The sequence below is a fragment of the Vibrio sp. THAF64 genome (assembly GCF_009363455.1).
In the GTDB taxonomy this organism is placed as follows: Bacteria; Pseudomonadota; Gammaproteobacteria; order Enterobacterales; family Vibrionaceae; genus Vibrio; species Vibrio coralliilyticus.
The window spans coordinates 982,193-1,007,528 of sequence record NZ_CP045356.1; the positions used below are offsets into that span (position 1 = coordinate 982,193).

Genomic DNA, 25,336 nt, shown 5'->3' on the forward strand with positions numbered 1-25,336 from the left:
GAATTACAACTTTAAACAGCTCAAACTATGTGTATTCAGGCTAAAGTGGGCTGAACATCAAGATTTTCTTAATTCAATGATTACGCCATCTGACTAGCTGTGGTGATATTACTGGAATGAAAAAGCCAAAGCGGTATGTCACTTTGGCTTAAATACTTTAATTCGTTCAGCAAAACTCAAACAAACAGATTCATAACCAGCATCGCACCAAATGCATTAAGCACTGAAATGATGATCATAACTGGAATATAGCGGCCTTCTGTACCAATTGGCCCCATAATACGTCCCATATACTGGACTTGTGAACCCATCAGGTAGATCGCTGGGGCCAAAATCGCAATGTGTGCGCCGTTAAGAATGCCCTGATCAAACAAGGTTATGACTACACCAACAGCACCTCCCATCGACATCCACGCTCCAATCAATACGGCAGCAGCTTCACCGGGCAAACCAAATATCGCCATAACGGGTGCAAAGACCGTCCCCATCATGTCTAACGCTCCTGTGATTTGCAGTGCTTTAATGATTACAAACGCCATCAGAACATTTGGCACCGTTGAAGTCGTTGCAATCACCCAACCTTTCTTTGCTCCTTCGACAAAAATATCCGTCACCATGGGTTTTCTCGTTTTCACTTCACTCATTGTGCAGCCTCCTGTTGTAAACGTTGCGTATCTTTATCTTGTTTACCTTCAGTGATGTTGAGGTAGATGCGAAACAGATTGGCGCCAACAAACTTAAAGACAAACATAATGGCTACAGCGAGACCAATTGACGATGTCACGGCCAGCGACCCATCAGCCAAAGTCAGCGTGAACAACACAGCTCCAGAAGAGAAGAAATTAACAATAGTCGCCCCCGCAGTGAACTGAAACATGGTAAATACATCGGTTTCACGTTTAGTCAGACGACCTTCATCCTTGAGTTGGCGCGTCATGGCAGCTCCGGCATCAGTGCTTTGCAGTGACGCAATCAATGCAAGGCCGGAGCTACCCGGTATTCCCATCAAAGGTCGTAATAAAGGAGTAAGCAATTTACGAGCAGCATCTAGTGCACCGTAATGCTCAAGGACATTGATCACACCCAGTGCGAACATGACGGTTGGAATCAAAGTTAATGCAAAGATAAAGCCATCACGTGCACCACTACCGCCTTTACCGCGCAGTGACGTCGTTGCAGCTTCAACGCCATCCGCCGTTTCAGTCACGTTATACGCAACCTGCCCGAACGAGCCATTGAGAGTTGTAAAATCAAGCACACCATACCATTCACCGGACTTCATCAAGCCAGAAAAGAATATGACAGCAAATGCGAGAGCAACGTAGCATCCCCAGGTTACTTTACGCTGCTTTATGTTTGGATCGGACATATATCACCTATGTTTTATGTGGAACAGGACACATAGGATCTTGTTTTAAATCGTACGCTATAGTGATGATCCGTATCAATTACTTAGAAGGGGCAACTCTGACCAGAGTTCTATTATCTTATTTTGTGATTATGTTCATAATCAGCGCTTTTATCTGCACATAAAATTCAACAATGCATATCAACATGATTCATAAATCATTCATTTATTGATAAAAACTGGCGACAATTCAATCAGATCAAACCTATCTCACATACCCATCGCCAAAACCTCTTTAGAATGGCTCCACCATAACAACAATCTTCTTTCAAGGAGTGAAAGTATGAAATTGCAGTGGTCCGCTTTTGTCGCCCTTTTATTACTTCCCTTTTCGACTTTTGCAGCCAACAGCCCCCAAGAAACCTTACCTTTAACTCAATCTACCATCGGCTATGTGGCCATTCTGATTTTCACCTGTGCGTATGCGTTGGTGATGCTGGAAGAGTACCTGTCACTGAGAAAGTCCAAACCTGTCCTGCTCGCGGCGGGCCTCATATGGGCCATGATTGGTTACGTCTATTCGCAACATGGTCAAATTGAAGTCGCCAAGTCAGCACTGGAGCACAACCTGCTGGAATACGCAGAATTATTGCTGTTCTTACTAGTCGCTATGACCTATATCAGCGCAATGGAAGAGCGGCGATTATTCGATGCACTACAAGCGTGGATGGTTGGGAAAGGCTTTAATTACAAGTCGTTATTTTGGTTAACCGGTGTTCTGGCTTTCTTTATTTCTCCGATTGCCGACAACCTCACTACCGCTTTATTGATGTGTGCCGTAGTGATGAAAGTCGCCGGAGATAACCCCAAATTCATCAACCTAGCGTGTATCAATATTGTGGTCGCTGCCAACGCCGGCGGCGCCTTCAGTCCATTTGGTGATATCACGACATTGATGGTGTGGCAGGCAGGCTATGTCTCTTTCTCTGAGTTTATGCCTTTGTTCTTGCCTTCCGTCGCCAACTACGTTGTACCGGCGATAATCATGTCGATGTTCGTGCCGAGCACCACACCGGATGTTGTCCACCAGCACGTAGAGCTAAAACGTGGTGCACGCCGAATTGTGGGCTTATTTATCCTCACTATTGCTACTGCCGTCGCCTTCCATGCCGTACTGCACTTCCCACCCGTGATTGGCATGATGATGGGTCTGGCTTATTTACAATTTTTCGGCTTTTTCCTTCGTAAAACCCTTAAAGCATCGCTGCATAAGAAAGCAGCGCTTGCGATTGCCAATCGTGATGACATCGCATTGAAACGTCTAGGCTCAGTTGTACCGTTCGATGTGTTTAGACGAGTCTCTCATGCGGAGTGGGATACGTTACTTTTCTTCTATGGCGTAGTGATGTGTGTCGGCGGCTTGAGTCTACTCGGCTACCTAGGTTTAGTATCTGAAGTGATGTACACCCAGTGGGATCCGATCTGGGCGAATGTCATGGTGGGGATCTTGTCTGCCATTGTCGATAACATCCCAGTTATGTTTGCCGTCCTGACCATGGAGCCAACCATGTCGATGGGTAACTGGCTACTGGTTACGCTGACCGCAGGTGTGGGTGGCAGTTTGCTATCAATAGGCTCTGCTGCTGGGGTTGCGCTGATGGGGGCTGCGCATGGTAAGTATACCTTCTTCGGCCATCTCAAATGGGCACCTGTGATAGGTATTGGCTATGCCGTCAGTATTGCGCTCCATCTGATGCTCAACTCTGCATTGTTCTGAAGCAACTGAGCACTCTACAACAAAAAAGGACAGCCAAATGGCTGTCCTTTTCAATTGCATCTAAACAAGTACGTGGTTATTCCAAGCGTTTCTGCCACACACTTGCCAGTTGGTATCTTGCACAGGTGCTGCAAGTGAGCGCCTCATTTTCCCCATGAATGCGCATAACAATGTCTTCACGTTTCTCTTTGGAGTTGTTGCGCATTGTTATGGTAAGAAAGTTATCGTCCACCACAAAAGGTTTGGTGACATCTGGCGCACCGACGCGACTAATCGTGACCATGGCATCTTTAAACATCAGTAAATCTTGGGTATACAAATTTTCATATACCCCTTCAAACTCATAGGTTTGTTTGTTGATCATTCGATCAAGCTTTTCTTCAAAACACCCTTGCAGCAAAAGCATTACTAGCAAGGAGAAAATTCCTTTTTCTAACCGCATCACTCAGGTTCCCAATGCTCTATCTTTAACAATGCCGCCTTCCTTTCCAAGCCACCAGCATAACCAGTTAGCTTACCGCTTTTACCAATCACTCGATGGCAAGGCACAATCACAGAGATAGGATTCTTACCATTTGCTAGCCCCACAGCTCTCACTGCTTTTGGGTTACCAATGGCATCTGCAAGCTGTTGATAGCTCCACGTTTCTCCAAAAGGTATGGTCGTTAATGCCTTCCATACCTGCTGCTGAAACACCGTTCCTTCTGCTGCTAATGGTAGATCAAATTCCTTTCGGCTACCGGAAAAATACTCGTCTAACTGTTTGATTGCTTTAATAAGTATAGGATGTTCTTTATCGTTTTTGCCTAACTCTTCAGGTTGTGTGGTCTGAGTCTCAAACCAAGCACCTAACAAACCTTGCTCATTAGCCTGAATCGTCATCTGTCCAAGCGGCGTTTTAAAGGTGGTATAACTCTTGTTCATGCGTGACTCCAGCAATGGAATGTGGCGTAACTCCCCCATGGAGATACGCTTTCAGCATCCAGTTCAGGGAATTGATTCAGGGCCTTCTTGACCACTAAATCACCCTCTAGGAAACAGTTGGGCTCAGAGGCACCTCTCAATCTGGCGTAACTTACCGTCCACGGGCCAACTCCTTTTACATCAAGCCATTGCTCCAGACTCGCTTGAGGGTTTTCTACAATAAACTGCGCAAAGCGTGCCAATGTTTCTTTACGACTTTGCGGCATACGTAAAAAAGAAAGGTCCGCAGTAGCCACCTCTTGTGGTGTGGGAAAATGCGTAACACCATCTGGTTGTAGAGTTTGAACCAACAGATTGAGTTGGCCAATGGCCGCTTTGATCGACACTTGCTGGCCTAAAATAGCTCTGACGCCACCTTCCCAGGTGCTCCAGACGCCAGGAATACGAATCCCGCTACGCTGTATAAGGCTTGGATTCAGCGCATTCAGTTTCTGTTCAATGGTCAGAATGTCCGTATCTAGGTCAAACATTCTGCGCAGTTGATTCACCAACGCTTTCAAGCGGCGGGTATCAGATAGCTCAAACTCTACCCGCATGATTCCGGGTTTATGATAGCGAATCGCAAACCAGCCTTTCGCCCCTTCAATCTCAAACTTCCTCTGATAGCTTTCGTCGCTGATTTGCTCTAATCCATTAATGGCTCGCAGGCGGTAAAAATCCAGCATATGCTGCCAATCTAAAGGCCCTTTAAACGCCAAATCGATGTAGCTACTCTCCATCGTAGAGGCAACCTGCTCTTTTCTGACCTGAGTCGGGGTCAGCTTAATAACCTGCTTAAAGGCATCATTAAAACGACGCACACTGTTGAATCCACTGGCGAACGCGATATCCGTCACCGACATAGAACTGGAATGGAGCAGTTGTTTGGCAAACATCAGTTGGTGGTAAAGGGCGTATTGTTTTGGTGCCATTCCTAGGTGGTCTTGAAACAGCTGTCTTAAATAGCGGTCGCTAATCCCAAGACGTTCAGCCAATTCAGCCAGACTGGACGTCTGCAACTCCCCTTGTTCAATCATTTTCAGAGCACGAAGAAACGTAGTTTCGACCCCTTTCCATGCCCAAGAGCTTGGCGCACTGTCAGGACGACAACGCAAGCAAGGTCGATAGCCTGCCTGAAGCGCCTGCGCTTTCTCGACAAAGTACTCTACGTTTTCTTCTTTTGGTAAATTGGCTGGGCATATGGGACGACAAAAAATGCCCGTGGTTTTAACCGCCACATAGAAGCGACCATCGAAGCGTGCATCTCTTGCCTGACGGGCGCTTTGACACTCTTGCAGCGATATTGATGATAATCCGTTCACACTCTTAATCCCGACATCTTTCAAACTCTTAAAACGAGTCTAATCGGCTCACTTTTTAATACTAGCCATTTTCGGAAGTTAATCGAATTTGCTATCAGTTTAAACTCTTCTAGAGTTAAAATGCAGATGATACAAATAATAAGGAAGTTGGCTATGAACCTGCACACATGCACGATAGTGCTAAAAGATAATCTCACCCTTACGTATGACAACGTCGAACAAAGCCTCAGCGTCATTGAACAACATGGTCAGTCAGGTATCAACAATATATTGATTGATGCGACTGATGGTCAGACCATTCGCTCCTACCATAATCTATCGATTGAGGAGTCAATTGAAAGCCTGATGGACTTGTAATACACAACTTCACTTCAGGAACACTCATTCAATCAGACAAAGAAGTGGACGTATCCTTCATTCATTGATTCAATTTATGTAAACAGTGAACTGGAAGGATACATAAAGCATGAAATTGCTGCTGGTTGAAGATGACGCAGAGATTGCTGAGTTCATACATAAAGGCTTAACAGAACAAGGCCATTCTCTTTGTCACGAACCTGATGCGAAAACTGGACTCGTTCGCGCCGCGAGCGAGTCTTTCGACGTTATCATTTTTGACCGCATGCTTCCCAGCATGGATGGTATCGACGCGATACGCGTACTCAGGCAAAGCCAAGTACACTCTCCCATTCTCATTCTCACCGCTAAAGACAGTATTGGTGATCGAGTCGCTGGCCTCGAAGCCGGTGCCGACGACTACATGGTCAAACCTTTTGCCTTCGAAGAATTAAACGCGCGAGTCAAAGCTTTAGCGAGGCGCCAGCCAGTCAGTCAAGCCTCAACTCAGTTAACCGCCGGCCCACTCACGCTAGATAAGCTCAGTCGCAAAGTGACCCATTCAGGCACAGAAGTAGACCTGTTGCCCCGTGAATACCAAATTCTGGAATTGCTGATGGTTAATCAAGGTGAGTTGGTAACCCGAACCATGCTGCTGGAGCAGGTTTGGGGCTTTCAGTTTGACCCCAATACCAGTCTGGTTCAGACCCACGTAAGTCGCCTGAGAAACAAAGTCGATAAGGCATTCAATACGGAACTGATCAAAACGGTACGCGGGGCTGGCTATGTCCTCTCGTTCTAATACCAACCCAACCACACTTTGGCGTTCGTCCATTTTTAAATATACGCTGATTTCCTCTGCGCTGTTTTTTGTGTCGGCGTTGATTTTGTTAGGGGTAGTTGGTGGAACCTTCCTGTACAGCACCAATCAGATCGACAAGCAAGAACAACGCGACACGTTCCATTGGCTGGCGGAAGAAATCAGTGACAATGGCATAGACTGGCTAATCGAAGAGTTGGGGCTGGAAATTGAGGAAATTAACGAGCCTGACTTTTGGCACAACCGGATGGAACGTAATCTCTATGTGATGTACCTTAAATTCGGCGACCAAAGTTACGGTTTTGAACCTCTCCACCAAGCGCTTCCGGGTTGGAACTGGCAGCCTCTTGAGATCACTCACTATGACGAAGAGGATCAACCATACGAAGAAACGTATCAGGTCAGAACTTTGCGCCAAGATCTGGACCAAGATGTCACACTGATCGTTGCCACCAGCGAGAGTTACGATTACCAATCCATCTTCAACACACTGTCGAGTGGGTTACTCTGGGTCTGCCTGACCGCTCTGCCCTTGTCTGTCCTGATTGCCTACCTGCTGAGCCGCAAAGTGTATCAGCGTCTTGATCTATTGTCGGACGAATTAGAGTCCATCGGCGCCACCAATCTTAGCCAACGAGTTCCTTTATCCATTCATGCCGATGAGTTTGATCGCCTTTCAGAAAACATCAACCATATGTTGGAAAGAATCGAAAACCTCCACACCAATATCGAAGACGTGACGGTGGGTATCGCCCATGATTTGAAAACACCGCTTACCCGGTTAGCCAATCAGCTCCAGCTGATGGCAATGGATAATGACCACTCAGAGCAACACATCGAGAAAGCCCAAGCTCAAGTCGCAGAGATGCTTAAAACGTTTAACAGTTTGCTGCGCCTGAGCGAAATTGAATCAGGCAAGCGGAAAGCGCATTTCACACCCATCAATTTGTCCGAGCTTGTTGAGGATCTGGTGGAGAGTTATCAGCCTGTCTTTGAAGATCATCACTTACAGCTCACCAGTGCTATCGTGCCCGGAATAATGCTTTCTGGGGATAATGAACTGCTGAGCCAGATGATCATTAATCTGTTTGAAAACAACCTCAAGTACAGCCAAGAAAGTGGCAAAATATGGGTGCACTTACAGCCTTCTGAATCAGGTTTAACTCTGCAACTGGGAGACGATGGCCCGGGTATCGCCTCTCAGCACCAAGCAAGAATTTTCGAACGCTTCTACACCGCCGACACCAGCCGAAGTAACGCCAGCAATGGTCTCGGGTTGAGCTTGGTTCAGAGTATCGCTCATCTTCATGGCGCCTCCATTACTTTGTTACCCGAGACTCAAGGAACAGTGTTTAATATTCAGTTTTTCACTAACCATACAAATTTGTAAGGTTAGCTGCCCTGATATGTAAACCGCGCTAGCACGCCAGATACATATACTCCTTTCAAGCCTTATGGAAAGGAGTATTGGCCATGCCATTGAATTACAAGTTATCGGTAATACTGTTACTGAACGTATTACTGACGGCTGCTTGTCAGAGTTCAGAGGATGAACAAGCAAACGAGGGCGCGCTATCAACGAACACTCAGCAAAACTGGCATTGCCAGAATTCCGATACCTCGCACCAGGTGCGTTTTCTGAATCAATCAACGTTTGGCGCAAACCGCACCGAAGTGGCCCGTTTATGCCAGCTTGGGCAGTCGCAGTGGTTCCTAAATCAGCTCGATGAGCGCCCAAGTTATCTGATGCCCTATGTTCAGACTGAACTGGCACAAGCCGACCGAGACTCAGAAGACGAGTTGAGCGCTTTTGTGTTTGAATCACCTACGTTTGGTTTCTGGACGAATGCGATTGCTGGCAATGATCAGCTTCGACAACGCATGGCCTTTGCGCTGTCTGAGATTTTTGTCATTTCGACGAAAGGGGGCGAGGTGCTTGCTGAAACGCCAACCGCAATTGCCCGCTATCAGGATTTGCTGATTAAACACGCTTTCGGCAACTATCGAACGCTATTGGACGACATTACCTATTCCGCCACCATGGGCTACTACCTAACGTATATAGGCAGCAAAAAAGCAGACCCAGCAACAGGGAGAGTACCAGACGAAAACTATGCTCGTGAGCTATTGCAACTGTTCAGTATTGGCGTCACCTTACTCAATCAGGATGGGACGCAGAAGACTGACAGTCAGGGAAAGCCTATCGAAGCCTACAACAATCGGGACATTACCGGCCTAGCCAAAGTGTTTACGGGCTTTGACCTCGACGTGCCAGCAGCGCTCGATGAAGATGAACGCCACGATGCATGGATGGACGCAGCGCTCAAACCAATGATCATTCGCACTGGGGATCACTCTCAGGCAGAAAAACACTTTCTAGGAAAAACCCTCGCGGCCAATACTCCCGCCAGACAAACGATTCAGCAAGCACTCGATCATATCTTCGCTCACCCAAATGTTGCACCATTTTTCAGTACTCAACTAATCAAACGATTGACCTCCAGTAACCCATCCCCAGCTTACGTTAAGCGGGTTGCCGACAGCTTTGATGCGGGTTGGTACACCTTACCAAATGGGCAAGTCGTTGGCACTCGGCAACGAGGCGACTTAGGAGCAACATTGGCGGCTATCCTATTTGACCCTGAAACACGCCAAGATCCTACTTCTCAATATGGCAAACTGAGGGAACCCATACTCACTTTCACGCAATGGGCCCGAGCTTTTGAGATAAGAAAAGTCACTCCTCAATTTAAGCTCGACCTCTGGTCAACCGACAGTGCAGACGCGCTCTCTCAACACCCTTATCGTTCGCCTTCGGTATTTAACTACTTCCGCCCCGGCTATGTCCCTCCGGGCAGTCACAGTGCCGATATGGGCTTAACCGCTCCGGAAATGCAACTAATTAATGCCTCCAGCCTTCCCGGTTACAGCAATTTTCTCACTCATTTTATTTTCAACAATATGGTAGAGGAAGATATCGACGACGCGCAGGCTGAGCTGGCTGAAGAAGGCAAAAAGGTCAGCCGCTCACAAGTAAAACAGAGTTTTCACGCTCGCTATCAATACGAGTATCAACTTGCTCGCCACCCCGACAAACTGGTCCAACACTTAGACCTGCTTCTGACCGGTAACCGCCTGTCGACCGATACTAAGCGCTCTATTGCCACTAGCATCAACGAACTCGACTCAAACGAGGATCGCTTACTGCGAGTCCAGCTTGCCATCCTAATGGTCATGACGTCACCGGACTACCTATTTCAGTACTGAGGAGTAACGGATTATGAACCGTAGAAAATTCTTAAAAGGCGGTATAGCAGCAGCGACTATGACCCCATGTATGGCTTCATTTGCTGGGCTACTGTCGTCACTAAACAGCTCTGTGGCAAAAGCTGACACGCCCAGCGAGTACAAAGCCTTGGTGTGTATGTTCCTCTACGGGGGAATGGATAACCACGATACTGTGATTCCTTACGACGCACCAAACTATGAGCGATGGGCTAAAGTACGCCGGCCTTTACTGAACAGCAAAACGAAACGTGCCAGAGAAGACCTTAATCGACTCAGCGGTACTGAAGGCCAGCAGCAATATGCGCTCCCCCCAGAATTATCCGGTATTCACTCGCTATACGAGCAAGGACACGCCGCGGTGATTGCGAATGTAGGCCCTTTAATTCGGCCGACCAATGCCAGCAACTATGACAGCGTTCCAAACATTCAACCCGCTCGACTGTTTTCTCACAATGACCAGCAATCTACATGGATGTCGGGGCTTCCAGAAGGTGCTCGCTACGGATGGGGAGGCCGTCTTAGTGATGCTCTGGCCCGAAGTGGTCACTCGCCAGACACGCCATTCAATAACATTTCAACTGGGTCTGGTGAGCTGTTGTTAACCGGAGCCCGCAGCTACCCCTACCGAGTAGAGGGTGGGCAAGCAAGGCAACCTTACATACTGGAAGAAGCCGATGGCGAACTGAGAGCGCACCTTCTGCGACATTTTCGTTCCTCCCACTATGTTTCATCAAAACCCATTCAACAGGATCTAGCTCGTAAAATGATGCAGTCCTTTGATGCCAACCAAAGCTACAACCGTGCCACTGGTGGTGTCCGCATTGCGACTAAATTTCCTCAAACAGAGCTGGGCAGCCAACTGTGGAGCGTTGCCAATACGATGGCTGCGCGGCATCAACTGGGTGTGGCGCGTCAGATCTTTTCGGTTGATTTAGGGGGCTTTGATACTCACTCCAATCAAGCGACGACCCTGCCACAGTTACAACAGCAAATGAGTGCAGCGATCACCTCATTTTATTCCGCACTGCGAGAGCTCGGGCTAGAGAATCAAGTCACCCTATTTACGGCCTCAGATTTTGGTCGAACCTTGGCCGTCAATGACGATGGCACGGACCACGGCTGGGGCGGCCATCACTTTGTGATTGGTGGCGCGGTGCAAGGTCGTCAAATCATCGGGGCTATGCCACCCCCGACGTTCGGACATAACCAAGATGCGGGCAACGGCAGGCTAATTCCAACGACTTCCGTTGACCAGTACGCCGCAGCGCTCGGAAGTTGGTTGGGAGCATCGGACAGCGCGCTATCAGAGATTTTCCCTAACCTGAAAAACTTTACTAAGATTAACGGCTTATTTAAGAGTTAAAGTGCCCAGTAAAGGTCATTTGAGCAAGGCAGCCCTGCTGTTTTGGGCTGTCTTGCAATTCAAACTTCCAGCCATAACTCTGGCAGATACGGTTAACAATCAACAACCCTAAACCATGCTCTGTTTCAGGCTTATCACTCAAGCCAGACCCAGTATCGGTCACTTTTATCGAGTGTGAATCAATGGTAACACTAATCTCGCCCTGCTCGGTAAACCTCAGCGCGTTTTCAATCAGGTTTTTTAAAACCATATTCAATACACTCATCGGAAGATTTATCTGGCACCCGGTTTCGATCTCCAGAGTCAGATCGACGCCCGGTTGCAGTTTTTGGCGATAACGCTCCATCACAATATCTTTCTCAACCACATCGAAATACTGATCGTTGCGATTGGCATTTTCCTGCTTAACGATGTTAAGCAGCACTTCCACCGTTTCCTGCATTCCAGTCGCCGCTTTCAGAATACGCTCTCGCTGCCTCGCCTGAAAATCGGTATCGGATTTCATGTTTTGCAGGTTTGCTGCGCCAAGCACCACTGAAATGGGTGTTTTTAATTCATGACTGGCATATTTGGCAAACATCAGTTCCTGCTTTGCTAAGCGCTCTTTCTTTTGTTTGTAACCGTTAAGATGGCGAGTCAGTTGCTTGATTTCATCAATCGCCTGTTCAGGTACATCAAAATCTTGCTCCTTTTTCTCTGCTAATTGCTCAGACAACGTCGAGATGGGCGACATCAACCCAGCAAATACTCGCTTCAGAGATGCTTTCAGCACTAAAAGTAAAAAAACCATCAGCAGCATTGAGATACCCATCAGCGTATCCCAGTTATCATCGCCAAAGTCGAGGGCAAAAGAATCAATAGCAAGATAGGTCGGAATTACCGCCCCTTGATATTCAAACTCAAAGTAAAAAGCGACGTAACCGTGAAGGTCATAGGAATCTAATAGAAAGTCGGGAATATTCGGTTTGATATCCCGCTTGACTTCATTGATGTGGTAATCGCGTTTAACCTGATTCGGCGCGAAAGGCTTCATTCTTTTCACCGCGTTACTCAGATAGCTTTCTCCATAATAGGCAATCACATGTTTGCTGAGGTAGGACATAGGCACCTGTTCCAGCTGATAGTGCTTTATCGCGACTTGCTGAAAAGAGCGGAGGTGATCTTCAAGCTGTTCTTCTTCTTGCAGTACCAAACCAATCGAGAAAGCAAAAAAGACCAAAAACGATGTGGTCAGCGCAATCGCTGAAAAGTGAATCATCAAGCGGAATTTCACACTCTCAATCGAATTTCCGTGACGCTTTTGGCGCCATTTATTTCTCCAAGTCATTGTGCCACCAACTTAAACCCAAACTTAGGTACGGTGACCAACATAGGGTAGTCAAACGGTTTATCCAGTACATTTCTCAGTAGATAGATATGACTGCGCAGAATATCTTTGTCTGGCGCGTCTTCCCCCCACAATTGCTGAATCAACGAGTCACGAGATACTACTTCTCCTTTGGCTTTCACCAGCATCAGCAAGATTTGATAGGTTGCCGGTGTCAGGTCAAGCTCGATACCAAGGCGGGTAACTCGATGGGTCTTTTCTTCAATCGACAGATCGCCGTAGTTTAAGCGTGTACGGGTAACATTGCCTTTATAACGTTTGATCAGCGATATTAACCTGACTTCCAACTCTGGAAACTGAAATGGTTTACTGACGAAGTCATCGACACCAGATTCAAATCCGGCCAGCAAGTCTTGCTGCCCATTGAGTGCGGTCAGCATCAAAATTGGCGTAGTGATTCCATTGTCTCTCAACTCTTTGGCAACTTGCATCCCGTCTTTTTTCGGCATCATCACATCAAGAATAATCGCGTCAAATTCATGCTTTAACGCAAGATTAAGCCCTAACAAGCCGTTACTGGCAAAATCGACTTCAGCCCCTTTCACTTCGAGAAAATCAGCCAGAATCCCCTGCAACTCCTCGTTATCTTCGACGACCAGAATTCGACTATCTACTAGCATATCCAGCTCCGATGATGGTGTTTCATTCATGGTGAAATCGCTCTTGTCGAAAAAATGTCAAATTGAGTGTGAAAGAGAATCTCAGTGCTGTCGAATACATTTCGACAAAAAGTCGACATCCCCAAATTCAGACTTTCTGTCATAGAACACGGGGAGACCACCATGAACATAAAACTATCGATTCTCGCCATCGCAGGCATTCTCATTACCGGACCCGCTCTCGCCATTGAGTTGATTGGTCAGGTGCAAAGCAAACACAGACAAAGCATCGTTGCTGAAGTCGACGGTGTGGTGGAGTCTGCACTGCTCGAACTGGGTGACTTAATTAGCAAAAATCAGGTTCTAGCCAGAATCAAAGTGCAGGATTTTCGCTTTGAAGTAGCCAAAAAGAAAGCCAGCCTAGAGTTAGCCCAAGCCAATCTGCAACTGACCAAAGCCACGTTTGAACGTTATCAGGAGCTGGTCAGCAAAAAAAGCCTATCTGCCAACGAGTTGGATATCGCCAAAGCGGAATACCTCAATGCCAGAGCCAATGTCGATCTGGCTAAGATCGAGCTTGAAGAAGCGGAACAAGATCTGAGTGACACCAAAATAACGTCAAACATCGAAGGTTTTGTCGTCAGCCGGAGCGCAGAATCTGGTGATTGGGTCAGTCAGGGCGACCTACTCTATCAACTGGTCAATATTGATACCTTGACCATACGCTTGCTTGCCAGTGAGCACGATATGAAAGAGCTCAATGTCGGGCAACCCATTGAAGTCTGGACCGAAACATTACCGGGCAACCGCATCCAGTCCACCATTAAACGCATCGGGGTGGAAATGGATACCGAAACCCGCGCCTATCCGATTGAAATTGAAGTCGACAATCCGGGTTTCCACCTCAAGCCAGGCATGTCTGTCTACGCAACGACTTCACTTCCATCAAACTCAATCAGCGCTAACGCGCAAGATTAAGATCGGGAGGAACAATGGAATCACTGATTGCTTACTTTGCCACGCGCCAGTTTTTAGCCCGCATCATTACCATCATGGTGATGCTGGCCGGAGCCGCTTCTCTCTATACTCTTAAACTCCAAGAGTACCCTGATATCGCTTTTGACTCAGCGGACATAGAAACCTTTTACCCAGTCTCCACCGCTCAGGATGTTGAGCTCAACATTACCAATCCGATAGAAAAAGAACTGCGTAGTGTTGAAGGTATCAAGTATTTTTCCTCCCAGTCGACGGATGGTGTGTCGGCGATAGAAGTAGAATTCTTGCCCGGCGAAGACGCTGCTCGCATTCTGCGCGACATTCAGCAAGCGGTTGACCGAGTTGAAGGGTTACCGGAAGACATCACCAATCCTCCGGTCGTCACTCAGATGCAAACATCCTCACTCGACATATTGCGCTTTGGCGTTGGATTATCGAACCCAGAAGACGATGAGGCGCAGCTACAGAATTACGCTTACCAGCTAGAAAAGAGCCTCAACAATGTGTCCGGCGTCGGTAAAGTGACAATGTTTGGCTATAACGAGCGTGAGTTCTGGGTTCAGATTGATCCTGAAAAATCCAGCCGCTATCAGGTGACGTTTGACGATCTCAGTCAGGCTGTAGAGCTGCACAACCTGTCCCAATCCGGTGGTGTGGTGGAGTCTTGGAGTCGAGAGCAAAAAATCGTCACCATGACACAAGTACAAACCGCACAAGACATCAGCGATATAGTGGTCAAAAGCCTCAGCAACGGCACCATAGTCAAAGTTGGAGATGTCGCCACTGTGATTGATACCTTTGCCAAAGCTACACAGAAGGGCACAGTCAACGGCTCAGATGCGATTATTTTCTCCGTCACCAACAGCAGCAATGCCGATATCATTGCCACGGTTGAGAACGTCAAAGCACTGTTAGAGAAAGAGCAAACGCGTCTTAACGGTCAGTTCCAGTTCGAGATCAGTGAGAACATTGCCGATGACATGAACGATAAATTTTCGATTGTCGCCACCAATGGCGGGATCGGACTGGTGCTGGTTTTACTCGTCTTAAGCCTGATTCTTAAGCGTCAAATCGCGTTCTGGGTGTCGGTGTCGATTCCATTCTGTGTGTTTGGCGTGATGATGGTGTTGCCTGTCATCGGGCTTAACTTAGACAGTATCACGTTAGCCGCACTGCTGTTGGTTGTCGGCATTATTGTCGATGACTCCGTCGTGGTGGCAGAAAGTATTTATCAGGAAAGAGAAAAAGGGAAAAAAGGCGTCGAGGCCGCAATCTCAGGCACCAAAAAGGTAATGAAACCCATCATTGCCAGCTTAACCACAACCGCTCTGGTCTTTATCCCGATGGCCTTTATCCCCGGCGTGATGGGTAAGGCGGTCTTGGTGATTCCAATCACCGTGATTGCAGCGCTGCTGTTTTCCATGGCGGAATGTACCTTTACCCTGCCCGCGCATTTATCTGGCTCATTAGAAAGTAAAGAAGGCAACGACAAACCTGACCGCTTCGCCGCTATTAGCGTATTTTACACCGCACTTCTCACACGTTGTCTGAAATTCAAGAAAACGGTCTTGCTTGTGGCCATTGTGTGCTGTGTTGGCTCACTAGGGTTAATCAGCACCTTGAAGCTAGATATTTTCCCTTCGGAATCAGCGAAATACATCGAGATTTATACAGAAATCGAACCGGGCACACCTCTCGACAAAGTGCGTGAAGCCCACAGCGCCGTTGAGCAAGCCATCACTTCTCTGCCTGACAGCGAACTGGTTTCCTGGGATATGACCTACGAAACACCAGTCAGTGAAGGCGTTGTCACACTGACCAGCTATGATCAGCGCGAGCGCAGTGCAGCTCAGATCATTGAAGATCTCAATCATCAGTTGGAAATGAAGAAAAAGGGCTTGTTCGTTAAATTCTCCATTGATGCAGGCGGGCCACCTCCGGGAGAGCCAGTCGAAATCCGTGTTCTTGGCGGCACCACCAGTGAACGTGATCAGGCCGTCGAACTGGTCAGCCAATGGTTAGAACAGCAAAACGGCGTTGCAGACATCACCAATAATGAAGCCCTCAAAGATCCGCAGCTAAATATAGTGCCGCAATACGACTGGCTCGCGACCTACAATCTGACCGTGTCTGACTTAGCCAACACACTACGCCTAGCATTTGATGGTGATAGCGTCACATCAACCTGGCTCGGCGATCAGGAAGTCGACATCCGACTTTTACTTGATGCTCCATATCGAGATATAGAAAAGTTGAGTACGACCAAAATCTACACCACCGATGGTGACCGAGTTCCACTCAGCCGATTGGCGACGGTTGAGCAGATTGAGGCACCGCGATTGATTAAGCACTACAATGGTGAACGTGAAGTCACGGTCACTGCGCAAATCACCAGCGACGACGTCAGCCCTGTCGCACTCTCGAATCAGCTTCTGAGTGATCTAAATGGCAAATACGCATCGAGCATCACAATTGATGTCGGTGGTGAAGCGGAAAGCACTAACGAAACCATGAGTGGCTTTGTTGTCGCCTTCCCCGCAGCTATCGTCGCGATCTATTTCGTCTTAGCGATCATGTTCAATTCACTGCTACAGCCATTGCTGGTGATGTCGGTGATCCCTTTTGCGGTCGTTGCTGCATTAATGGCGTTGGTGGTTCACCTGCAACCTCTGTCTATGTTCGCTTTGATCGGAGTACTGGGTATGACAGGCGTTGTGGTTAATAACTCGTTGGTTCTGATTAACCGCATCAACGAACTCAGAGCAGAAGGGCTTGCGGCCCTCAATGCAGTGGTTGAAGCGTCAGTGAGTCGACTGCGCCCGATTTTGCTCACCTCCATCACCACGGTAGCTGGCCTATTACCATTGGCGTATGGGCTGGGCGGAACTGATGTTTACATGGGGCCAATGTCACTCACACTCGGCTATGGCTTATTGTTCTCATTGCCCGTGGTATTGATTGTTGTCCCAGCGCTTTACGCGTTATGTTTCGCTCGAAAGCAAACCCTCGCAGAATAATAAGGTAACCAAGAAAATAGCTAAGAATAAGGCTCACTTTGACCACTGCCATGGGGCTCAGGCTGAATATTTTCATCTGGGCTAGTCTCAAGGTGAGCCGCTTTACACATCAAACAAAGTCATTCAAAAATTTCGAATATCTCCCTCGAAGAGAGTGGATTTTTTCTCGCCTCCGTTAAACCTAAACTCAGTTGCAACAGACACAAAGGCTCGATTGAATCCAGCCTGACTAGACAGAGAAACATGATTATGACGAATACACTTGTTCTTAAATCCAGCATTCTGGGCCCTCACTCTCAATCGAACCAGCTGATCGATCACGCTCTTGAAGGCAAATCGGGCATTATTGAGCGCGACCTAGCCGCGACACCTTTACCCGTGCTTGATATGAATGTCGCCACAGCACTGCGCAGTGACGGCAATGACCTATCAGATGATCTTAAAGCGGTATTAGAACTATCTAACCAACTGATTGATGAGCTAAAAGCAGCAGATACCATTGTCATCGGTGCACCTATGTACAACTTCATGGTACCGACTCAGCTTAAAAACTGGTTTGACCTAATTGCTCGTGCTGGCGTGACCTTCTCTTACACTGAGACAGGCCCGGTTGGTTTAATCGAAAACAAGAAAGTGATCGTCGTGACTACACGTGGTGGCTTGCACAAAGACTCGCCACGTAACTCAATCGAAAGCTACCTGACGACAATGCTAGGTTTCATTGGCATTACTGACGTTGAGTTTGTCTACGCAGAGGCCCTGAACATGGGTGAAGATGCCGCAGCCGTAGCCCGTGAAGATGCACTGAAGCAGTTGGCTGAATTGGTTTAACCCGATTTAGTAAAGCCCTCGGCACACCGAGGGCTTTTTTGTTTATTCATCTAATGACAAATCCGCCATTTGTTGTAATGAGTACGCGGTAATCGGGTCAATGTCTTTCACCAACTCCTCCACCTGCTCAATCGCTTCAACCGAAGAGCTCGCCTTGCGGTAACTTAAGTAAATGGGTCGGTGCCAGTCCTCAACACCCACCACTTTAAACAGCTGCCCACTGGCAATAAACGGTTCCACTAGTGATGTAGGTAAGTAAGCACTTCCTCCCTTTTCAAGAATGAAGTCCATGGCAATACGTGCAGTCGAGGTTCTCAAATAAGGTGCTGGAATTTTCGGATGTCGCTCAGCATGTTCAGATGCAAACTTGGTTCCCCAATCAACATAAGCATACTTATCCTCAAATACACTCTCTAGCGTATGCTCTTCTGTTGAAACCAGAACCAAAACGATATCAGCCACCTTTTTACAGTGCAGTTCGTCTGCTTTAATCTGATCAAACGCGAACGCCATATCCAGTGTTCTCTCCTGCAAGCTGCGATTCAGCGCTTCTCGCCCCATCACTTCAGCCATAAACCCGTAACCACCAAACGAATCCGTCACAATGCTCAGGCAGTTTTGCAAATAGGCATCCCAGACATTTGGCGTTCCGCCCATCGTAAGTTGTAACGCTTTACCACTTTCCAAAGACAACTCCAACTTTGCTTGTTGAAGGGTCGCCACCATGACTTCGGCGTAACTCACCAAACGTTCACCAGACGACGTCAGTTTGATATTGTTCCTGTCACGAATAAACAACTGGGTATCAAAATAGCTTTCCAGTTGCTTAATTCGCGCACTCACAGCAGCCTGAGTGATGTATAGGTTCTCCGCCGCACGCCCGAAGTGACGCACATTGGCCAGTTCTAAAAATGTTTTGAAGACTTTGACGTCCATCGAAATACCTCAGTAAAGAGCATTAAAGGATAACAATAATGGGTTTCACTTATTTTCCCGTTAAACAAACTGTTATCTAACCTTCATAAAAGTGTTTAATTGAGACGATAAAAAGGTTTTGTTTTTCTTTTGTTAAATTTACGCCTACTTTTCGTTTTAGTTCAACCAAGTAGGTTTATAGAGGCTATCAAAATGTCTGACACTCTATTTCGTCACGGCAAAAAACGTTTTTATGACAACACCAAATTCCCACGCGGCTTTGCCAAGTCCGGGGATTTTACGCTTGCAGAAGAGGAAATCCTAACGCTTTATGGGGATACGATGCAGGGTTTGGAGATGCGGATACTTGAACCGGAAAATGCCGAGGAAAAGCACTTCATTAAGGTGATAGAAAATCCAGGTAAAGCGAAATCAAAACTGGAGCGAGTCTGGCTGAAGTATGTGCAGTTAGCGCGTGGTCGTAAGCGTTTTCATACCCTTAATGGTCGCAATAAGCCAGACGCCATTGAAGACTATTCTGAAGATGTTAGCTTGGCCGAAGAAGATTAGTAACAAAGACAAAGCCCCGTATCACGGGGCTTTTCATATCGCGAATGCATTACTTCGCTAGGGTCGCGACTTTCTTCAGAAAAGTATCACGCAGATGCTCCTGATCGTACTCCAGATGATAGGTATTGTGGAAACCGATCTTAAGCTCAACGCCGTTACCACGTAGATACACACTGTATCCGTCATAGTCCGAGAAGGCTTCTACCCCTTCATACATCTTGCCGTATTCAGTCGGCGTCCCGTTTGCCATCACCGTCTCATACGCGTGAAGTACTTTGGTCGGGTCGAGTTCGTTTTTCATCACTTGCACTCCGTGTTTATACCTCTTAAGTATGAGTAGCACGTCTATTTTTCGCCATAACATACTTTGAGCAAGGTCAAAAGTTAGGCAACTTTTCTTTCACTGTATACCCCAAAAACATTCATCGCCCGCATGAACAGTTAGATGAATTATTTGTAATGTTCAGGTCAGAAGGGATTTAGTTCCGTCACGTAATCTTGTTTGGGTCAACACAACATCCCTTACAGATCGAGGATTACACTATGTTTAAATCATCCATTGCTTTCATTTGCCTTTCACTCACTATGATAACGCCAGCGATCGCAAGCGAGAGCCAAAGCGGTCCAGCCCTCAGCGCGGTCGAAGCACTGCAACAAATCAAACGTGAATACCCAGCCAAATATGAGTACATCGCTTTGGCAGTCGATGAAAATGGTAAAGATCAATACATTGCTCAAGTCGAAGAAGCCAATCCACCACAATTGGTCAAACTCGACGGTCAGGGTGGTGCAAGCCAAGTCGTCGACACCAGCTCAACCAAATACAGCCTTTTGGACGTGCTGACATTTGTTGAGAACAACTTTCGTGGACAGGTTGGCGAAGCGTTTAAAGAATATCAGCCGGTCGGTGTCGTTTATCAAGTGATGCTGATGGACAAATCTTACGCTGAGGAAGCAACGATGCTGCAGATCGACGGCAACACTCTAAAAGTCACCTCCATTTACCAAGAGTCCTTTGAAGACATGGAAATGTATAACGAGGATGTCGAAATGCACAACATGGCAGAACTATAATTTAAGATTATCTCATCATCAGCGTATATTAAGTCGATGATATCTAACGCCCTGGCCATCGTCAGGGCAAAGCAGTGGGTATATCCATAGATGAAACTATTACTCGTTGAAGACAATCAGGAGCAGGCTGACTTTTTGCGTCAGAGCTTTAGCCAAAGCGGTCATCAGATAGACGTTGTCGAGAATGGCAAACTGGGCCTGATCAGTGTCATGCAGTCTGACTACGACGTCATCATCACTGACCGTATGATGCCAGAAGTTGATGGCTTACAAATGGTGAAAGCGATTCGCTCCAGTGGTAAAGAGACACCTATTCTAATTCTCAGCGCTTTAGACAGTGTCGAAGAACGTGTCAACGGGCTGCGCAACGGCTGCGACGATTATCTAGTCAAGCCGTTCGCCTTTTCAGAGCTACTGGCTAGGGTTGAACTACTTGCCTTAAGAGCCAATAGCAACTCTGACAAAACCGATAGCCAGGTTTTAGTGATTGACGATTTGGAGTTGGATCTGTTGTCCCGTCAGGCAAAACGCGGCGACACTGTGATTAGCTTTAACAATCGCGAGTTTCAGATCCTCCAGTACCTGATGAACAATGCAGGGCGAGTCATCACCCGAGCCATGTTGCTGGAAAAAGTCTGGAGCTTCAGTTTTGACCCGCAAACCAATGTCATAGATGTTCATATCAGTCGTCTGAGAAAGAAAATCGACCTTGATGGCCACACTCCTCTTCTCCACACCGTGCGCGGCGCGGGCTACATTCTTCAGGTAAAAAACGATGTTCCTGACTGATCCGTTTAAGAAATTTATCTCATTTTATGGCGTTCTGGTAATGGCCGGAATTCTGATCATTCTGTTTGCCAAAAATGAGCTCAGCAACTGGGTATTGGATGTGGGTGCCTACCCCTTACTGGAATCAGAAGCCAGAATGGTCGAAGACCTATGGTATGACGACGGGCAGTCTATCGTGCTCAAAGAGCTGGTTCGGCAAGAGAGCAACCCCCTGTTTTATTATCAGCTTGGCCCCAAAGTCAGTAATGAGCAACTCAGCAGCACGCTCGGTGAAGAGTTGATTCCAGAAGGTTGGGATGTTGCCAAAGGTGAAGCCTCTCTGCTCGATGATCTCGGTATGCTGCCAGATGATGAAGACGCTGACGCGCTCTCATTATCGGATGTACGTTTTAGTATCACCTTCAGTGGCTTAGATGATGCTGAAGCCGAAAGGAAAATGATCGAACTGCTGCAAAGCGACCCTGAGATTGAGCAGCCAGAACTCGCTCACCCAATCAACAACGACACGACAATCATGCTACTGCTGCCTAACCAGTCACAGTGGCAAGTCATGTATATCTCGCTGAATTTGGACTACTTCGACTCCTTTACCAACACGATCAATTTGCTATTGATGAGCATAGGGGCCGTCCTGATTGTGGGTTATCTGATCACCATGCTGATGCTGCGTAACATCAAAGCGCGCCTTACCGACATCAATACCACCAGCCATAAAATTCAGCAGACCAACAGTCTCAGTCAGCGGATTGAAATCAATCAGCTCAGTGGGCCATTAGCAGAAACCAGCCAACAGATTAACTTGATGCTGGATAGCATTGAGGAGCAAGTCAATACCACTCGCGAGCAAGCCAATAACATTGCCCATGATTTACGCACTCCGATTACAGCGGTGTACAATAAAGTGCAAAGGTTAGCGGCTGAAAACCCTCAGTTGGTTGATTTGGAAGTCACACTAGGAAAACTGGTCCACACCTTTAATACGCTGCTGCGAATAAACCGTCTTGAACGAGGTAGTGAAACACTAGACCTTCAGACCAATCATCTCTGTACCGTCATCAACAGTGTTCACGAGCTGTATGAACCAGTTATGGAAGAAAAACAACTTAACCTGACGCTAAATCTGGTGTCCGATTTACAAGTCATGGCAAACGATGAGCTGCTGTTTCAGGTGTTGTGTAACCTGATCGATAACGCAGCAAAATTCTCCCCAATAGGAGGAGCGATTGAAATCAACACTTATGCCGACAATGATCACATCTTACTGACCATTGCCGATCAGGGTGGCGGTGTGGAAGCGCAAAGCTTAACTAAGCTCGGTCAGAAGTTCTTCAGGCAGGAAGCGAGCCGCTCAACAGAGGGCAATGGATTAGGGCTAAGTTTCGTCACCAGTGCCATAGAAAAGATGTCCGGTGAAGTTAAGTTCAGTAACGCGACTCTCAACCACCAGCGTGGGCTGAGGGTGGAGGTTAAGTTGAAGAAATCTTAGTCAGAGATAAAAAGGGAGCTTTAAACAGCTCCCTTTTCTATTACGCCCAGAACGTCATGGCGATAAAGGTAAGAGCGACAATACACGCAATATTGAGGATCAGGCCGACGCGCATCATTTCGCTTTGCTGAACATGCCCGGAGCCAAACACAATGGCATTGGGCGGGGTGGCGACAGGCAACATAAAGGCACAAGAGGCCGCCACGGCGATCAATACAGACAGCACCACTGGCGATAATCCAAATGCTTCTGCCACGCTGGCAAATACGGGAATAAGCAGCGCTGCACTGGCGGTGTTACTGGCAAACTCTGTCAAGAAGACCACAAATACAGCGATCACCGCAACGATGAAGAAGATGCCTAGGTGTGAAATCAACTCACTCAAACCGTTGGCTAAGAAAACGCTGGTACCGGTTGCCTTAAGCACGTTGCTAAGACAAATACCACCACCAAACAACAGTAATACGCCCCAGTCAGCCGTCTTCTCGATGTCTTTCCAATGCACCACGCGAGCAAAGTTAACCGCAACAATCGCACCCAAAGCGACAACCGTATCGAACTTAGCATACCCGCCAATCAACGCATTGATTGGCTTACTGAAAATCCACAGGCAAACCGTTACAGCAAAAATACCCAAGGTGACAATTTTGCCTTTGTCCCAGTTTACTGGTTCATTGTTAAGTTCAAACTGACCTTTCAGGTCTGGCTTAAGCACCATAAACAACACAGCCACAGCGATAGGCAGCAAGATGATGGCAGTCGGCAGGCCAAAACTCATCCAGTCTGTAAAGCTCAGCCCCACTTCTGCCGCCGCTATAGCATTTGGTGGGCTGCCAACGATGGTCGCAATTCCGCCGATACTGGCGCTGTAAGCGATCCCGAGCAGGACAAACACATAAGTTTTGTGGCCACTTTCGGAATTCACTTTGCTCAAGACACCCAGCACTAACGGCAACATCATCGCAGTGGTCGCGGTATTACTGATCCACATTGACAGCGCAGCAGTCACGCCGAACAGCATAAACACCGCGACACTCATCTTTCCTTTAGCGATGAGCAACACTTTATCGGCTATGACTTTATCTAGCCCCTGACGGTGCATCGCTGCAGCCAATGCAAAGCCACCAAGAAACAGAAAGATGATGGAATTGGCAAAATTATTTAGGGCCGTTTGAGTATCAAACACACCAAACAAAACGGCCATAACAGGCACCAAAATAGCGGTAACGGTTACGTGCAGTGCTTCAGTGAGCCAGAGAATGGCGATAAACGTTAACATGCTCAGACCAAGAACGACCTGAGGTTCGAAGGGCAGTGTAAAGTAGAGGGTCGCGAATAAGGCGACATTGGCAAGAACAATCAGGCTGTTGCGGTTTAACAGCCACTCCCGAGTGTTTGTGGGCAATGGAACACTATCATTTCTATTCATTATTATATTTCCTCATGAGGGCCAGATGGCAATGCAAATGGTCCCACATAAGCTCATGAGGAAATATTTTTCATTTCGAAATTGTTAACCATATCAAAAACGAGGTTAACCCTGTTAAAACAATGAAATAGCTGGAGTTTTATTTATAACCAATTTGTCTATTACGCAATCAACTCATCAAAACTTTGCATGACTTGAGGGCATTTCATTACCCGCCCATGGCCTTGTCCCTGAGTCGCGACCAAGGTGACATTTTCCATGTCCTGTGCCGCTTTCTGCGATACAGAGAACTTAGTAAATTTATCCCCTTCGTCATGCACTATGATGGTTTTCGACTGGCGTAATTTCAGTTTGTTGTATGGGTCAATCGACTGAATCGGGTAGCGGTATTGCTCCTCCACTTCAGAGACTACCGCACTAAACAAACGCATTGAGTAGCCTGAGCGAGCGACGCTGCCAAACAGGTTATCAAGGTAATCCAATACCGGAGCGATAAGCAGTAATGGCTTGTCGACCAGTTTCTGATGGTGGCACTCAATCGCTGAAGCAGTTCCCATACTGTGGCCCACTAAACCTGCCACTTCATCAACGCTATCAAGAATTGCCTCCAAACCATGCACAAACGCCGGAATATGTCCGTATAAACCGCCACTTTCACCATGGCCGGGATGATCGTACGCCAGTGCAGTATAGCCCTGTGAAGCGATATGCTCCATCAAAGGGAAGAACTGGCTCGCTGTACCAGACCAACCATGAGTGAGCACCCAAACCGGGCCTTGACCGAGTTGATAAGTCTTAAGTGGCCCTTCTTGAGATTGAACTTCGCCTATGACTAAGCCTTCCGGTTGAGCATTCTTTGGTTTCGTTCTCGCTGGCGTCAGCAGCAATTTGCGAGCCGTCTGCTTTGCGTGACTCGGTGCCAGCGTGTGATGCAAGCGTGTCGTCAGGTTAACTAAGCTCTTCTTAACACTGAACTTGTTCGAGGTATTAAAATAAATCTTCTCACTCATGGTCGTTATCCTTTTC

Annotated in this window: 24 protein-coding genes; 13 read left to right on the forward strand and 11 right to left on the reverse strand. The window is 47.3% G+C overall.

All coding sequences use genetic code 11. The features are described 5' to 3' along the window. Window positions 1-176: 176 nt before the first annotated feature. Window positions 177-644, reverse strand: a complete 468-nt coding sequence (locus FIU99_RS20935; RefSeq protein ID WP_006960099.1) for a YjiG family protein — start codon at window positions 642-644, stop codon at window positions 177-179. Then, window positions 641-1,369 carry a nucleoside recognition domain-containing protein gene (locus FIU99_RS20940; protein ID WP_006960098.1) on the reverse strand — a complete coding sequence of 243 codons (729 nt, stop codon included), beginning with the start codon at window positions 1,367-1,369 and terminating at the stop codon, window positions 641-643. Before FIU99_RS20940 ends, FIU99_RS20935 begins: the two co-directional genes overlap by 4 nt. Before the next feature lie 322 nt (window positions 1,370-1,691). On the opposite strand from FIU99_RS20940, the gene nhaD reads away from it, so the two are divergent. Continuing rightward, window positions 1,692-3,125, forward strand: coding sequence for a sodium:proton antiporter NhaD (gene nhaD / locus FIU99_RS20945; RefSeq protein WP_006960097.1), 1,434 nt, complete (start codon window positions 1,692-1,694; stop codon window positions 3,123-3,125). Between the two features lie 76 nt (window positions 3,126-3,201). On the opposite strand, the gene FIU99_RS20950 is transcribed toward nhaD, so the two are convergent. Genes FIU99_RS20950 through FIU99_RS20960 form a run of 3 tightly spaced genes read right to left on the reverse strand, consistent with a single transcriptional unit; the run spans window position 3,202 to window position 5,410 of the window. Continuing rightward, window positions 3,202-3,531: a hypothetical protein gene (locus FIU99_RS20950; protein ID WP_021456153.1), complete on the reverse strand. Its 330-nt coding sequence runs from the start codon at window positions 3,529-3,531 to the stop codon at window positions 3,202-3,204. A gap of 35 nt (window positions 3,532-3,566) precedes the next feature. Continuing rightward, a complete protein-coding gene (locus FIU99_RS20955; RefSeq protein ID WP_006960095.1) occupies window positions 3,567-4,049 on the reverse strand; it encodes a methylated-DNA--[protein]-cysteine S-methyltransferase in 483 nt (160 codons plus the stop codon). After that, on the reverse strand, window positions 4,046-5,410 hold the full coding sequence (locus FIU99_RS20960) for a DNA-3-methyladenine glycosylase 2 family protein (protein ID WP_039952035.1): 1,365 nt from the start codon (window positions 5,408-5,410) through the stop codon (window positions 4,046-4,048). The genes FIU99_RS20955 and FIU99_RS20960 overlap by 4 nt, the downstream gene beginning before the upstream one ends. Window positions 5,411-5,563: 153 nt before the next feature. On the opposite strand from FIU99_RS20960, the gene FIU99_RS20965 reads away from it, so the two are divergent. The 5 genes from FIU99_RS20965 to FIU99_RS20985 all read left to right on the forward strand — a co-directional run bounded on the left by FIU99_RS20965 (window position 5,564) and on the right by FIU99_RS20985 (window position 11,217). Beyond that, on the forward strand, window positions 5,564-5,767 hold the full coding sequence (locus FIU99_RS20965; RefSeq protein ID WP_006960093.1) for a hypothetical protein: 204 nt from the start codon (window positions 5,564-5,566) through the stop codon (window positions 5,765-5,767). A gap of 109 nt (window positions 5,768-5,876) precedes the next feature. Beyond that, entirely contained in the window at window positions 5,877-6,548 is a 672-nt protein-coding gene (locus tag FIU99_RS20970) for a response regulator transcription factor (RefSeq protein WP_006960092.1), read from the forward strand. After that, on the forward strand, window positions 6,532-7,956 hold the full coding sequence (locus tag FIU99_RS20975) for a HAMP domain-containing sensor histidine kinase (RefSeq protein WP_006960091.1): 1,425 nt from the start codon (window positions 6,532-6,534) through the stop codon (window positions 7,954-7,956). Before FIU99_RS20970 ends, FIU99_RS20975 begins: the two co-directional genes overlap by 17 nt. Before the next feature lie 83 nt (window positions 7,957-8,039). Further along, the gene (locus FIU99_RS20980) at window positions 8,040-9,833 is read left to right on the forward strand and encodes a DUF1800 family protein (RefSeq protein WP_006960090.1); all 1,794 of its coding nucleotides are present in this window, start codon (window positions 8,040-8,042) and stop codon (window positions 9,831-9,833) included. Window positions 9,834-9,846: 13 nt separating this feature from the next. After that, on the forward strand, window positions 9,847-11,217 hold the full coding sequence (locus FIU99_RS20985; protein WP_006960089.1) for a DUF1501 domain-containing protein: 1,371 nt from the start codon (window positions 9,847-9,849) through the stop codon (window positions 11,215-11,217). Here the strand turns inward: FIU99_RS20985 and FIU99_RS20990 are convergent. Next, window positions 11,207-12,544 (reverse strand): HAMP domain-containing sensor histidine kinase, encoded by a 1,338-nt coding sequence (locus FIU99_RS20990; RefSeq protein ID WP_006960088.1) that lies wholly within the window; start codon window positions 12,542-12,544, stop codon window positions 11,207-11,209. The genes FIU99_RS20985 and FIU99_RS20990 overlap by 11 nt on opposite strands. Next, on the reverse strand, window positions 12,541-13,254 hold the full coding sequence (locus tag FIU99_RS20995; RefSeq protein WP_006960087.1) for a response regulator transcription factor: 714 nt from the start codon (window positions 13,252-13,254) through the stop codon (window positions 12,541-12,543). The genes FIU99_RS20990 and FIU99_RS20995 overlap by 4 nt, the downstream gene beginning before the upstream one ends. A 132-nt stretch (window positions 13,255-13,386) precedes the next feature. Here FIU99_RS20995 and FIU99_RS21000 point away from each other — a divergent pair, with 132 nt between their 5' ends. From FIU99_RS21000 to FIU99_RS21010, 3 genes are all read left to right on the forward strand, one after another. Next, window positions 13,387-14,181: an efflux RND transporter periplasmic adaptor subunit gene (locus FIU99_RS21000; protein ID WP_006960086.1), complete on the forward strand. Its 795-nt coding sequence runs from the start codon at window positions 13,387-13,389 to the stop codon at window positions 14,179-14,181. Window positions 14,182-14,195: 14 nt separating this feature from the next. Continuing rightward, window positions 14,196-17,216, forward strand: coding sequence for an efflux RND transporter permease subunit (locus FIU99_RS21005; RefSeq protein WP_006960085.1), 3,021 nt, complete (start codon window positions 14,196-14,198; stop codon window positions 17,214-17,216). A gap of 249 nt (window positions 17,217-17,465) precedes the next feature. Beyond that, on the forward strand, window positions 17,466-18,047 hold the full coding sequence (locus FIU99_RS21010) for an FMN-dependent NADH-azoreductase (protein ID WP_082315462.1): 582 nt from the start codon (window positions 17,466-17,468) through the stop codon (window positions 18,045-18,047). A 42-nt stretch (window positions 18,048-18,089) separates the two neighbouring features. Here the strand turns inward: FIU99_RS21010 and FIU99_RS21015 are convergent, their stop codons facing one another. Beyond that, a complete protein-coding gene (locus FIU99_RS21015; protein WP_006960083.1) occupies window positions 18,090-18,983 on the reverse strand; it encodes a LysR family transcriptional regulator in 894 nt (297 codons plus the stop codon). Window positions 18,984-19,175: 192 nt separating this feature from the next. Between FIU99_RS21015 and FIU99_RS21020 the strand changes: the two genes are divergently transcribed. Continuing rightward, window positions 19,176-19,532 carry a DUF413 domain-containing protein gene (locus tag FIU99_RS21020; protein WP_006960082.1) on the forward strand — a complete coding sequence of 119 codons (357 nt, stop codon included), beginning with the start codon at window positions 19,176-19,178 and terminating at the stop codon, window positions 19,530-19,532. Between the two features lie 49 nt (window positions 19,533-19,581). Here the strand turns inward: FIU99_RS21020 and FIU99_RS21025 are convergent, their stop codons facing one another. Next, window positions 19,582-19,833 (reverse strand): DUF3081 domain-containing protein, encoded by a 252-nt coding sequence (locus FIU99_RS21025; RefSeq protein ID WP_021458631.1) that lies wholly within the window; start codon window positions 19,831-19,833, stop codon window positions 19,582-19,584. A gap of 242 nt (window positions 19,834-20,075) precedes the next feature. On the opposite strand from FIU99_RS21025, the gene FIU99_RS21030 reads away from it, so the two are divergent. The 3 genes from FIU99_RS21030 (at window position 20,076) to FIU99_RS21040 (ending at window position 22,881) form a co-directional block, all read left to right on the forward strand. Next, entirely contained in the window at window positions 20,076-20,606 is a 531-nt protein-coding gene (locus FIU99_RS21030) for a hypothetical protein (RefSeq protein WP_006960078.1), read from the forward strand. A 90-nt stretch (window positions 20,607-20,696) separates the two neighbouring features. Then, a complete protein-coding gene (locus tag FIU99_RS21035) occupies window positions 20,697-21,395 on the forward strand; it encodes a response regulator transcription factor (protein WP_006960076.1) in 699 nt (232 codons plus the stop codon). Further along, window positions 21,382-22,881 carry a HAMP domain-containing sensor histidine kinase gene (locus FIU99_RS21040; protein WP_006960074.1) on the forward strand — a complete coding sequence of 500 codons (1,500 nt, stop codon included), beginning with the start codon at window positions 21,382-21,384 and terminating at the stop codon, window positions 22,879-22,881. The genes FIU99_RS21035 and FIU99_RS21040 overlap by 14 nt, the downstream gene beginning before the upstream one ends. Before the next feature lie 40 nt (window positions 22,882-22,921). Here the strand turns inward: FIU99_RS21040 and FIU99_RS21045 are convergent, their stop codons facing one another. Both FIU99_RS21045 and FIU99_RS21050 read right to left on the reverse strand, forming a co-directional pair. Further along, entirely contained in the window at window positions 22,922-24,310 is a 1,389-nt protein-coding gene (locus FIU99_RS21045) for a DASS family sodium-coupled anion symporter (RefSeq protein ID WP_006960071.1), read from the reverse strand. 161 nt (window positions 24,311-24,471) lie between these two features. Then, window positions 24,472-25,320, reverse strand: coding sequence for an alpha/beta hydrolase (locus FIU99_RS21050; RefSeq protein WP_006960070.1), 849 nt, complete (start codon window positions 25,318-25,320; stop codon window positions 24,472-24,474). Between the last annotated feature and the right edge of the window lie 16 nt (window positions 25,321-25,336).